Source organism: Klebsiella sp. Lac1, assembly GCF_009825425.1.
Taxonomy (GTDB): Bacteria; Pseudomonadota; Gammaproteobacteria; order Enterobacterales; family Enterobacteriaceae; genus Klebsiella; species Klebsiella electrica.
In genome coordinates, this window is record NZ_VJZJ01000001.1 from 122,902 (window position 1) to 135,331 (window position 12,430).

Here is a 12,430-nt window from a genome sequence, read left to right on the forward strand (position 1 = left end):
AAGGGGGCGTATCAAGTTTGCTTGTCCCTGGGGAGCATTGTTCGAAATACTTGAATAAACGGAATAGCATTTTACTGACTAATTTCTCCTGCTGCCTGACCTTTCTTCTGTCCAGGTCATTGACCCGTTCTCCGCGCCTGGATACTTTCCTGAAAAATACGCCGTCTGGTGTATTATGCGCCCCGTCCAGTATCAGAATGGATATTTCCATGTTTTTATTAATGTTTTTTATCTGACGGTCAGCGACCGTCACGGAGGTGCTCCATGAGCAAACGTAAATTTCTAACCTGGCGTGAAGTCAGCCACATGATGCAGGCCGTCTCCGGCGGGCAAACCGGTGCCCGCGATTGCTGCCTTATACTGCTGGCCTTCCGTCATGGTTTGCGCATCAGTGAACTTCTTGGACTACGGTTCCGGGATCTTGATCTGCAGGGAGGTCGCATTATCGTGAGCCGCCTCAAACAAGGCTTTTCCACTGTTCACCCGCTGATGCCCGATGAACGACGGGCTCTGGAGGCCTGGATGCGGGTCAGGGAGACCTGGCAGAAGCCGATCCTGCCGGAAATCGTGTTTATCTCCACTCGTGGAACGCCGCTGTCGCGCCAGCAGGCGTGGCGCATTGTCCGCAATAGCGGCGAGCGTAGCGGGCTGAATACCGCCACTCACCCGCATATGCTGCGACATGCCTGTGGTTACGAACTGGCAGAGCGGGGCACTGATACCCGGCTGATTCAGGACTATCTCGGGCACAGAAATATACGCCACACGGTCCGCTATACGGCCAGCAATGCTGCGCGTTTTACCGGATTATGGGAGCGAGAAAACCGTCTTGACATTGATTTACACAAGAAAAAAAGGAGGAATAAGTGATTGATATTTCGTATAAAAAAAAGGCGAGGTGTAAACAATTAGGACCAAACTGTCTACAGTCTGGATTGAACTGTAAAATTTTGCAATAGTCATTTCAGTATTTCTTCAGAAACTAACTTTAACTATATGAATGTTAACAAATTAAATTTCCACTGAATTTACACAGACCTTACATTTCAGCCACATCTCGCCATGTTTTTCCGGGCTTTAAATCATCGCACCTCCGTCCATTTCCATTTCATTCCATTTTGTCAGCATTTTATTCCTTAAATAATAAATTTTTATCTTTTTAATAGTATTTAATTTTTAAATTTTTCTATTCCTTAGCATGGAATAACAGTAAACAGTTTGGTCCTAACTGTTTCATTGTTGGGTGAAAACTGAACGGAATATGGCGGTCCAGCTGAAGGGGTAAAACGGGCTGCGAAAAAAGTCCGGGGGACTCTGACAGGCTGTCAGGACGAAGTGCGACCGTCACGCATTTCATGTTCATGAAACGTTAATTTAATCAAGGAAAACAGTATGAAAAAAATTATTGCGCTCTCCGCTCTGATGGCATCCCTTTCTTTCGCCGGAGTTTCTGCGCAGGCGGCTACAAACATCGTCAATGGCGGTACTGTGCACTTCACTGGTTCGGTGGTAAACGCTGCCTGTGCCGTGGACGCTAACTCCGTGAACCAGACCGTCCAGATGGGACAGGTTAAATCCAGCACTCTGGGCTCAGCCGGTAAAACTAGCTCCAAAGTTCCGTTCAATATCCAACTGGATGACTGCGACCTTACTGTTTCCACTCTGGCATCCGTCGGCTTCAGCGGCGTGGCCATTAACAGCGCCAACCCGACGGTGCTGTCGCTGGACAGCTCTGCAGCGGGTAATGCCACCAACGTAGGTATCCAGATCCTTGACCGTACCGGCGCTGCTCTGGGGCTGGACGGTAACACCTTCAGCGCGACCACCACGCTGAGCACCGGCACTAACCTTATTCCGTTTGAAGCCCAGTACTATGCGACCGGCGCGGCGACGGCAGGTAACGCCAACGGCCAGGCAAACTTCAAAGTGCAGTACCAGTAATTTATCCAGCGAAAAATATGCCGGGCAAGGGAGTGCCCGTTTCGCAACTCGTCGGGGGAGTGAATGATGCTAAAGCTACGAAACAGTGCCGGAATGGCACTGCTGTTACTGCTGGCTTCTTCCACCGCCATGTCCAGAGGCTGGCATGTTTATCTGCCTGGTGGGCAGATGCGTTTTCAGGGGGAAGTCATTGCTGACGCTTGCGAGGTACAGGCCGGTGACCGGACTTTGACGGTTTCAATGGGACAGGTCAGCAGCAACCGTTTTCATCGGGTTGGTGAGGATACTGATCCGGTCCCTTTTCATATTCAGCTGTTGAATTGTAATACGAACGTCAGCCGCTATGTGGCTATTCAGTTTCGTGGCGTGGGTGATGGCAAACAGCCGGATGTGCTTTCCATCGGAGAGGGGCCGGGGATTGCCACCAACGTGGGGGTGGCGCTGTTTGATCGTCAGGGGGTGCTTATTCCCGTCAACAGTCCGGTGCCAACAACCCGGCAGAAACTACAGGCGGGACCCGTGACGCTTGACCTGGTGGCGAAATATCGGGCGACGGGGCGGGTCGTAACCGGCGGTCAGGCGAATGCCCAGGCATGGTTTTATCTCACATATGAATAAATGACCGGTGATACCGGTGAGTGGCGCAGGGGATGGCTCGGGCCGCCGCCTGTCCGGATTAAAAGAGCAGGACGAGAACATCACAATGACAATACGCAGGACAGTGGCAGGAGTCGCAGCCGCTCTGATGGTGGCCGTTTCGGCACAGGCGCAGGCTGGTGTAGCGTTGGGCGCAACACGGGTGATTTATCAGGCAGACCAGAAGCAGGTTTCTCTGGGGGTGAACAACAGTGATGACCGCAACACCTTTCTCATCCAGTCATGGGTGGAAAACAGTGACGGGAAGAAAGATGGTCGGTTTGTGATAACGCCACCCCTGTTCGTGATGCAGGGTAAAAAAGAGAACACCCTGCGGATTATTGACGCGACAAACCACAGTCTGCCTGCGGATCGGGAAAGCCTGTTCTGGGTCAACGTTAAAGCCATTCCATCTGTGGACAAAAGCCAGATGAAAGCTAACACCCTGCAACTGGCTATCACCAGCCGTATCAAGCTGTTTTACCGGCCGCTGGGGCTGAACCCCGCACCGGATAAAGCATGGGAACAGCTACGCTTTCGCCGCAGTGCTGGCGTGCTGACGGTGATCAACCCCACTCCCTATTTTCTGACAGTGGTTCAGTTGAATGCAGGCACACGCATCCTGGGAAACACCATGGTCGCCCCGAAAGGGGAGAGTACGGTGAAGCTGCCGGCGGATGCCGGGCAGGACATCACATTCCAGACCATTAATGATTACGGTGCGCTGACGCCGAAGACCCGGGGCATCATGCAGTAAGACGGTCCGGCCGGCATGAAAGATGAATTCTACACAGTCAGCAGGTACGCAGGGCGAAAGAATGAAAAAACAACGAAGAATCGCAGGAGTGACGGGGAGATCCCCTCGTTTTCTGATAGCGCCTCTGGTGCTGATGATGATGGCTGCAGGCTGTGAGCCTGTCCGCGCTGACAGTTATTTTAACCCACGCTTTCTGTCTGATGACCCGTCGGCGGTGGCTGACCTGTCGGCATTTGAAAAAGGACTGGAGGCTCCACCGGGACGTTACCGGGTGGATATCTACATCAATGACGGTTACTTCACTACCCGGGATGTGACGTTCAGCGCACCGGCGAAAGGCGGCCACCTGGAGCCGTGCCTGACGCGGGGCCAGATAATGGCGATGGGGGTGAAAACGGCGGCGGTTCCGGGGATAGCTGCCCTGGCGGCGGATGCCTGTGTACCGCTGACGACGCTGATAGCGGATGCATCGACACGCTTTGATGTCGGCCGGCAACGGTTGTATGTCAGCGTTCCCCAGACATTTATGTCCGCCAGCGCGCGGGGCGCCGTACCGCCTGAACTGTGGGATAACGGGATTAATGCCGCCCTGCTGAATTACAGCTTCAATGGCAACACGGTGACCTCACAGGGGACAAACAGCAACTATGCCTACCTGAGCCTGGATGGTGGTTTCAATCTTGGGGCCTGGCGGTTTCGCGACAACAGTACCTGGAATTACAGCAGCGGTGGCAACACCGGGGCGCAGAATAAATGGACGCATGTGAACACTTATGCCGAGCGTGACATTGCGTCCTGGCGCTCGCGGCTGACGCTCGGGGACAGCTACACCCCGGGAGATGTTTTCGATGGGCTGAACTTCCGCGGTGTGCAGATAGCTTCAGACGATAACATGCTGGCAGACAGCCTGCGGGGGTTCGCCCCGGTTATTCATGGTGTCGCCAGGGGAACGGCGCGGGTCAGCATTAAACAAAACGGGTATGAGATTTACCAGACCACCGTACCGCCGGGTCCGTTCACTATCGGTGATCTTTATGCGGCGGGGAACAGCGGTGATTTGCAGGTGACCGTGCAGGAAGCCAATGGCTCCACGCAGGTGTTCAGCGTGCCGTGGTCTTCTGTGCCGGTCCTGCAGCGTGAAGGACGGGTTAAATACGCCGCCACGGTGGGACAGTTCCGCAGCGGTAATCAGCAGCAGGACACACCGACTTTCGCTCAGGGGACAGTACTGTGGGGGTTGAATGATGGCTGGACGGCATATGGCGGCACTCAGTTATCGGATAACTACCGGGCATTTAACCTGGGCGTGGGTAAGAACATGGGGGTGTTCGGGGCCGTGTCAGCGGATATCACGCAGGCGAATGCCACACTCCCGGATGACAGCTCCCGCCAGGGGCAGTCCCTGCGTTTCCTGTACAGCAAGTCGCTGACTGAGCTGGGCACCAACATTCAGCTGGTTGGTTACCGGTATTCGACCCAGGGGTATTTTACCCTGGCAGATACGGCGTACAACCGGATGAGCGGGTATACGGTGGTTACTGAGGATCAGGCCATCCAGGTAGTGCCGAAATATACCGATTATTACAATCTGCGCTACAACAAACGCGGGCGGTTACAGCTGACGCTGTCCCAACAGGTGGGACGTACGGCAACCTTGTATCTGACCGGAAGTCACCAGAGTTACTGGGCGACGGACCGTAACGATGTGCAACTGCAGGCGGGCTACAGCGGCGATGTTTACGGGGTGAACTATACACTGGGCTACGGGGTGTCGAAGTATGCCTGGCAGATGAACGGGGGCTACGACCAGACGCTGTCGCTGAACGTGAACGTGCCGTTCAGTCTGTGGATGCGTTCTGACAGCCGGTCTGTCTTCCGTAACGCCAGTGCCAGTTACAGCATGACGGATGACCTGAAAGGTGGAATGACCAACCAGGCCGGGATTTACGGCACCCTGCTGGAGGGGAACAACCTGAGCTACAGCGTACAGAGCGGGTATGCGAGCGGGGGAAATGCCGGCAGCAGCGGCAGTACCGGGTCAGCGTCGCTAAGTTACCGCGGGGCGTCGGCGAACAGTAATGTGGGCTTCAGTCGGGGCAGCGGCTTTAACCAGCTCTACTATGGCCTGAGTGGCGGGGTGTTGGCGCACGCAGATGGTGTGACGCTGAGTCAGCCGCTGAACGATACCGCCGTGCTGGTGAAGGCGCCGGGGGCGGGGAATGTGGCGCTGGAGAATCAGTCCGGGGTGAAAACGGACTGGCGGGGGTATGCCGTTCTGCCATATGCCTCGGATTATCGCGAGAACCGGATTGCGCTGAATACGAACACGCTGCCGGATAATGTGGACCTGGATGATGCCGTGGCGAATGTGGTACCGACGCACGGGGCGATAGTGCGGGCGGAATTCACGGCGCGGGTGGGGATGAAGGTGCTGATGACGCTGATGCATAACGGGAAACCGGTACCGTTTGGTGCGCTGGTGTCCACGGAGGACGGGAAGAACAGCAGCATCGTGGCGGACGGCGGACAGGTGTACCTGACAGGGCTGGCGCAGAAGGGAACGCTGACGGCGAAATGGAATGACAGTGCAGACGGGCAGTGCCATGTCGCTTACAAACTGCCGGTGGACAGTCAGAAACAGGCCCTGAGTGATGTCACGGCGGAATGCCGGTGAGGAGCAGATCAATGATGAAAAGAACAGTAATGGCGTTGATGCTGCTGTCCCCCATTACCGTCGGGCTGCCGGTGCAGGCGGCTGACAGCACCATCACCATTACCGGTTATGTCCGGGACAACATGTGCCGCGTTGCTGCAGGCTCCCAGAATCAGACCGTGGACCTGATGACGAACTCTGCGAAGCAGCTATTTAAACCCGGAGAGACCACCTGGTACCCGGTACCGTTCAGTATCACCCTGTCACCCTGCGGGGCGGCGGCCACGGGGGTGAAGGTGGGGTTTACGGGGACGGCGGACCCGGATAACGCGACCCTGCTGAAAATTGATGGCGGCAGCGGGGCGGCGGCGGGACTGGGGATCCAGATACTGGATGCGGGTAAGAATCCGCTGGCGATTAACGCCAGCTCCCAGAACCTGAACTGGTCGGCGCTGAGCGGAGGGCAGGCCAACACGCTGAGTTTTTATGCCCGGATGATGGCAACGCAGACGTCGGTGGTGGCCGGTGCGGTCAGTGCAACGGCAAATTTTACACTGGAGTTTCAGTGAGGAGCGGCAGATGAAGAACAATTTAACGGCATCCCGGTGGTGTGGTCTGTTGGGGGCGGCCCTGCTGCTGGCCAGCGGTGTGCCGGCCCGGGCTGCCGACGTGACCATTACCGTGAACGGAAAGGTGGTGGCCCGGCCATGTACGGTATCGACGACGTCCACCACGGTGGATCTGGGAAATTTATTTACCTTTGATCTGGTTTCTGCCGGTTCGACGTCGGGCTGGCAGTCGGTCAGTCTGGATCTGACGAACTGTCCGGTTGGGACTTCGCAGGTGAAAGCGACGTTCAGCGGGACGGCGGACAGCTCCGGACTTTACTATGCCAACCAGGGCGGGGCGGGAAGCATCGCTCTGCAGCTGGCGGACAATGCCGGAACCAACCTGCCGAATGGGGCGACAAAGCAGCTGGCCGTGAGCTATCCGGCGCAGACAGTGAGTTTTCCGCTGCAGGTACGGGCGATCACGGTGAACGGGAATGCCACGCAGGGGAGTATTCAGGCTGTGGTTAATGTTACTTATACTTATGCCTGATATGGAGGTAATAATGAGCTATAAACCTCACAAACTTAAATTCATATTCTTTAAAAAGATAAGTCGTATTTTTTTCGGGGTTATATTATTGCAGTGTCCTTTTTTTGCCAGTGCTTTTTCATGTATTAGTCCAGCTGGCGTAGTGCCCGGCTCTGGTGGTCAAAATTACACTGTTAGTTTTGGTGTTAATTTGTCTCCTCAGGTAGGCGTTAATCAGAACCTTGTTGTGGATTTATCAAGTTCCATCCGATGCGCTAACCAATCTAACTCACCATTTCAGGATATACTTAGTGCAGAAGCAGGTTCGAGTTTTTCAAATGGGCTGGCAAGTTTTTCAGGAACACTCAATTATTATGGGAATTCTTATGCATTTCCTTTGCAAGGTGCAACAAGTTTTGCTATGCCTGGCCCCCCTTTTTCTTTTCAATATTATCCCTGGCAAGCAAAGTTATACCTTACTCCAATTTTAACAAATTCCGCTGGAGGCGTTGTTATTAAAACAGGTGAGTATTTCGCAAGCATCAGACTTCGCAAAAGAAATATTGTCTATAGTACCGGGGCGCAAACTGTACCTGATGACACCTATACATGGAATTTATATGCGCTTAATGATGTAGTTGTGCCTATAGGTGGCTGTGATGTTTCATCACGAAATATTATTGTCCAGCTACCTGATTATCCGGGTGGTGCAACTCCAGTGGGTTTAACGGTAAACTGCCCTTCTGGTAATAAAAATCTGGCCTATTATCTCACGGGGACTACCACCAATGCGGCTAACGGAAATAATATTTTCTCTAACACCGCCGGTTCATCGCCTGCTCAGGGCGTGGGGGTGCAGATTTCCAATGCTAACGGTGTGATAGTTGCCGGCAGTAATGTGTCTTTGGGTATCGTGGGGACATCTGCAGTTAATCTGGGGTTGACAGCAAATTATGCCACTACCGGTGGTCAGGTTATTGCCGGTAATGTGCAGTCGATCATTGGCGTGACATTTATTTACCAGTGATGTGAGTTTTAATATCCAGAGAACGTGTCGCTTTTATTTTAATGAGCCTCACTGAAGCTGGCTTCAGCCTGGGTGGGGTGTTTTAAAACGATTTATATTCTGCTTTTTGAATAATAAACGATGGTCGTTTAATTTATGCGGCCGTGCGTTGTCATGTTTCGGGCTGAATAAATTAACCGGTGGTGAGGAAAATATGATGAATAAATTAGTACTGGGGATTGCCGTTATTCTGGCCGGGCATACCGGAATGGCCAGTGCATCCGGATTTTATGTTGCTGCAAAAGCCGGGGCCACGCAGGTGCGCTCAACGGAAAATACTCTGTCCAGCTCCATGCTGGCCGGGGGACTGAATAATACCGTCGGGGAGATCGATGTTCCGTCGGCCAACAGAATCAATTTTACCCCTTCTTTTGCAATGGGGTATGAGTTTTCTACCGACTGGGAGCAGCCTGTCCGCCTCGAACTGGCATATCTTGCCGGTGGAGAGGTCAGTCAGAACAGCACGCTGAACACTACCATGACCAGTGGCTGGGTCGATAGTGGCAAATTCATTCAGAACCTGCCCGTATCAGTACAGCGTCAACAGAAGACCCGGGTCAGCACACTGATGCTGAACGGTTATTACGATTACACCACCGGGACGCCATTCACGCCCTATATCACAGGCGGGGTTGGTGTGGCATTGCTGAAAAATGCCGCTTCGCTGAGTCAGTCGTCTGCCGGGCTATCTTTTAGCTCTGACACCTTCAGTCAGAACAACACTCAGATGGCATGGTCTTTGGGGGCCGGGGTTGCCTGGGCTCTCACGCCTGCTCTGTCGCTTGATGCCGGATATCTGTTCACTAACGCCGGTGATGTCACCACTGAGGGGACGGCCAGTAACGGCATCATCACCTCGACCTGGAAAAGCCACACTCATCTTCAGTTGCACACGCTTCAGTTGGGCCTGCGCTACACCTTCTGATGCTCCTGCTGTCCTGTCTCATTTTTCCTGGCGGGAGAGCGGGGCCGTAAAAAATAACAACAGTGCGGTGATGGAACCGTCACCGCCATCTCTCCGGCGCCACACCAGGGAGCCAGAGAACGGGTCAGGCACCGGGGGAAACCCTGCCTGACCACATCGCTGATATCAGTATATACACCAGCGCCGGAGAATACCGGCGGAGAGAACAACATGGTAATAACCCGCATCCCGGTACCGGATATGGTGACGTCATCACTGCTGCTGACCGTTCCGGCCTTTGGCCGGGTCTGGCAGCTTTCGCCGGTCTTCGGACCGATTTTTTCCCCTGACGGTAGCCTGATAGCCCTGGAGATGCTGTCGCGTATCGCCGATCGTGACAGCGGGGTGGCGGCCTCCCCGGAGATGTTTTTTGCCCAGATCCCCCTGACGGAACAACGACGCATCCTGGTCTGGCAGCTTGAAGTCCTGACGCTGCTGGCCCCCTGGTGTGCCACCCGACGCCTGTCGGTCAGCCTTAATGTCTCTCGTACTCTGGCTCTGCGGATCCTTGCCGATCCGGATGTATCGGAGTCGGCCAGTCTGCTTGCGCCCTGGCTGCGCCTGGAGGTCAGCGAACGCTTCCTCAGTCCGGATAACCGGCCGGAGCAGGACCCGCTTCTGTCAGCCCTACAGCCGCTGGCGCCGCTGTGGCTGGATGACTTTGGGGCTGGAACCACGGGACTCACCTGGCTGTTGTCCGGGGTGTTTGAGGGCGTGAAGCTCGACCGGCACCTGTTCCGGGACCTGACCGCCTTGCCGGAGGGGCCCTCGTTTCTATGCTCACTTGCCACTCTTGTGCGGGCTCAGGGAGCACAGCTTATCGCTGAGGGCGTTGAGACTCAGGAACTGCTGGAGGTTGTGGCCTGCTCGGGACTTGATGCCTGCCAGGGATGGCTGTGGCCTGAGGTGGCGGCGGCGCAGCTGGCCGACCTGCCGGATCATCTGCCCTCACTGACGGAGCATAACCGATGAGATCTTTTTTTATCTGGCTGATACCTCTCTTGCTGCCACTGCTGGCGATCCTCCAGTCTGGGGGCGGGTATAACAGGCCGACACCGCGTACGGACCGGCCGCTGACGGTGATGTTCATGGTGCCTGCCCGCCACATTCTGGTGCAGATCAGTACCGGCCCCCAGGACCAGGTCTATTCCCTTAATCCGAAGGACGGAAACAGTCCGCTGGACTGGTATGCCCTGCAACCACCGGGCTATGGGGGACGGCATGCCTGAACCTCTTCTGGCTTTTGACCGGACTCTGGTGATGGACAGTCTGGCCCTGACCGGAATGGTGCTGTGCGATCTGGCTGACGAGGCGGCAGGACGACCCTGCAGCGAACTGCTGCCCAGTCTGAGTGCCCTGTACGAACGGCTGGTGGCGTTGCGCGCCAGTCAGCCGGAGGCCCGGGTGCTGATTATCACTGAACTGCTGGATCAGCAGAGCAGTCTGCAGGAAGGGATAGCGATGCTGGATGCACTGCAGGGGCTGTGCCAGGGGGGGCGCTGTCGGGTGATGGTGTGCACGGCGCAGACCGACCCGCTTCTGCTGAAGGCGGTCGTGAACCGCAGTCCGTCAGTCGTGGTTCTGCGCCAGGAATCGCTGGGCGTACTACGGCAGGCTCTGCGGATGGCAGGGGGCGCGTGGCCGGATACCGTCATGAGTCCGGCCGTGACCGAGGGGCTGATGCTGACCCGCGAGGTGAATCTGACGCCACATGAGCTGGAGTGTCTGGTGACACAGGCAGACGGTCTGGGACTGAAGACATCGGCGAAAGTGATGAATATCAGTTACAGGACGGTGGCGGCTTACCGGCAAAACCTGTCGAAGCGGTCAGACCAGGGGCGGCAGATGACGTTTTCATGGCGCATTGCGCAAATGCAGAAACCAGGGGGACCCCGCTGCGGGTATGAAATCCTGGATCTGAAAAAGAAGATCAAAGATGAAAGAACAAGATAAAAGAGCGAGGAGAGGTGGGATGGGACTGTCATTCAGGGGAAAAGTGTGGCTGGCGTGCGCGATGTTCTGCGTGGTGTTCTGGTATGGCGTTGGATGTTTACTGTACCGGTTGTTGCTGTAGGGGGACCGGGGTGAAGAGTGAAAATGAGTCCGGCTCTTTTCCAGAATGGGGGTTAGCGCTGCTGCACAAGGCGATATGGTGCGCGTGGTGTGGTTTTGCCGTGTGGTTTTTCTGGCGGCTGTGGGGGTGAGGTCAGCGTATGAGAGAGAAGGCAGAATTACCGGGCAGGATGGAGCTGGTTCGTAAACTGCGGCGTATTCACAGTAAGGAAACGCTGGAATTAGTGGTGGCACACATGGAAGAGAAACTGCCGTCGGGCCAGCGGGAGGTCCTGCGATCGGCCGCCGACCACCGACGGGCGGAGTTAGTCACGGGGCAGTTTTTTGACCGTGTGCCGTCTTACGTCTGGCGCTATGTGCGCTGAGATGCCATATCGTTCTGGGAAAGGAATCTCAGGAAATAAATATCCGGGTAAAAATTGCGACGGGGATGGCTGCTGGCGCCGGTGGCTGGCTATCTCTGAGGACAGACATAGATGATCACTCCCGCTGTTATTACGGGAATGGCCTAGACGCCGCGAATGGGAAAGTCGTAGTCTCGTCGTCATTACGTTTCCATAAATGGAATCCTTATTATCAATAATGTCTATTTACTTACCTTGCTGCTTACATAAAATAGAATCCCTTATATTTTGAAGTGAACTAAGAAAATAATAAATCAATGCCGGGTATTAATATGAAAAAAAGAAAATATCTCACAGAGCATGAAATAAACTTACTTTTAGATTCTGCAAATAAGGGCATGAATGCAGAGAGGAACTACTGTATGATTTTGATGGCATATCGCCATGGGTTCAGAATAAGTGAACTTCTTGCTCTCACGATGGCGGATGTTGATATACAATCAGGAGTTATTTATGTAAAAAGACTTAAAAATGGTTTTTCAGTATATCATCCGTTGTCAGAAGATGAATGTCATGCTTTAAGTAAATGGTTAAGTTTGAAAAAAATGACATCCACCAGCGTGACATCTGAGGCCATATTTACGACTTCCTCAGGGGCAGCAATCTCGCGTTCGCAGGCCTGGAAAATTATATCTAAATGTGGCGTTGAAAGTAACATAGGTTTCAGAGTTCATCCTCATATGTTACGTCATTCATGTGGATATAAACTTGCTGAACGTGGAACTGATACCAGATTGATTCAGGATTATTTAGGGCACCGGAATATTCGACATACGGTACTCTATACTAAAAGCAACTTTAATCGATTTACCGGGTTGTGGGGGAGTGCTACCACGCCCCCTATAGCTGTGTAAGA

Annotated in this window: 14 protein-coding genes; all 14 read left to right on the top strand. The window is 54.2% G+C overall.

Going from position 1 to position 12,430, the window contains the following annotated elements; genetic code table 11:
- Positions 1-264: 264 nt before the first annotated feature.
- The 14 genes from FNY10_RS00530 (at position 265) to FNY10_RS00595 (ending at position 12,428) form a co-directional block, all read left to right on the top strand.
- Complete coding sequence (locus FNY10_RS00530; protein WP_100683085.1) at positions 265-870, top strand: tyrosine-type DNA invertase; 606 nt, start codon at positions 265-267, stop codon at positions 868-870.
- 522 nt (positions 871-1,392) lie between these two features.
- Entirely contained in the window at positions 1,393-1,941 is a 549-nt protein-coding gene (gene fimA, locus FNY10_RS00535; RefSeq protein WP_100683086.1) for a type 1 fimbrial major subunit FimA, read from the top strand.
- Positions 1,942-2,007: 66 nt separating this feature from the next.
- Complete coding sequence (locus tag FNY10_RS00540; protein ID WP_100683205.1) at positions 2,008-2,559, top strand: fimbrial protein; 552 nt, start codon at positions 2,008-2,010, stop codon at positions 2,557-2,559.
- An 85-nt stretch (positions 2,560-2,644) separates the two neighbouring features.
- Positions 2,645-3,334 (top strand): fimbria/pilus periplasmic chaperone, encoded by a 690-nt coding sequence (locus FNY10_RS00545; RefSeq protein ID WP_100683087.1) that lies wholly within the window; start codon positions 2,645-2,647, stop codon positions 3,332-3,334.
- A gap of 61 nt (positions 3,335-3,395) precedes the next feature.
- Positions 3,396-6,008 carry a fimbrial biogenesis usher protein gene (locus FNY10_RS00550; protein WP_160702205.1) on the top strand — a complete coding sequence of 871 codons (2,613 nt, stop codon included), beginning with the start codon at positions 3,396-3,398 and terminating at the stop codon, positions 6,006-6,008.
- Between the two features lie 11 nt (positions 6,009-6,019).
- Positions 6,020-6,556, top strand: coding sequence for a fimbrial protein (locus FNY10_RS00555; protein ID WP_407081240.1), 537 nt, complete (start codon positions 6,020-6,022; stop codon positions 6,554-6,556).
- A 10-nt stretch (positions 6,557-6,566) separates the two neighbouring features.
- On the top strand, positions 6,567-7,088 hold the full coding sequence (locus FNY10_RS00560; RefSeq protein WP_160702203.1) for a fimbrial protein: 522 nt from the start codon (positions 6,567-6,569) through the stop codon (positions 7,086-7,088).
- A 13-nt stretch (positions 7,089-7,101) separates the two neighbouring features.
- Complete coding sequence (locus FNY10_RS00565; RefSeq protein WP_160702201.1) at positions 7,102-8,094, top strand: fimbrial protein; 993 nt, start codon at positions 7,102-7,104, stop codon at positions 8,092-8,094.
- Positions 8,095-8,287: 193 nt separating this feature from the next.
- Entirely contained in the window at positions 8,288-9,058 is a 771-nt protein-coding gene (locus tag FNY10_RS00570) for an outer membrane beta-barrel protein (protein ID WP_160702199.1), read from the top strand.
- 210 nt (positions 9,059-9,268) lie between these two features.
- Entirely contained in the window at positions 9,269-10,069 is an 801-nt protein-coding gene (locus tag FNY10_RS00575) for an EAL domain-containing protein (protein ID WP_100683092.1), read from the top strand.
- Complete coding sequence (locus tag FNY10_RS00580) at positions 10,066-10,326, top strand: hypothetical protein (protein ID WP_160702197.1); 261 nt, start codon at positions 10,066-10,068, stop codon at positions 10,324-10,326. Before FNY10_RS00575 ends, FNY10_RS00580 begins: the two co-directional genes overlap by 4 nt.
- Positions 10,319-11,050, top strand: a complete 732-nt coding sequence (locus FNY10_RS00585) for a LuxR C-terminal-related transcriptional regulator (RefSeq protein WP_160702195.1) — start codon at positions 10,319-10,321, stop codon at positions 11,048-11,050. Before FNY10_RS00580 ends, FNY10_RS00585 begins: the two co-directional genes overlap by 8 nt.
- A gap of 260 nt (positions 11,051-11,310) precedes the next feature.
- The gene (locus FNY10_RS00590; RefSeq protein ID WP_131047472.1) at positions 11,311-11,535 is read left to right on the top strand and encodes an Hha/YmoA family nucleoid-associated regulatory protein; all 225 of its coding nucleotides are present in this window, start codon (positions 11,311-11,313) and stop codon (positions 11,533-11,535) included.
- Positions 11,536-11,846: 311 nt separating this feature from the next.
- On the top strand, positions 11,847-12,428 hold the full coding sequence (locus FNY10_RS00595) for a tyrosine-type DNA invertase (RefSeq protein WP_100683207.1): 582 nt from the start codon (positions 11,847-11,849) through the stop codon (positions 12,426-12,428).
- The last annotated feature ends 2 nt before the right edge of the window (positions 12,429-12,430 follow it).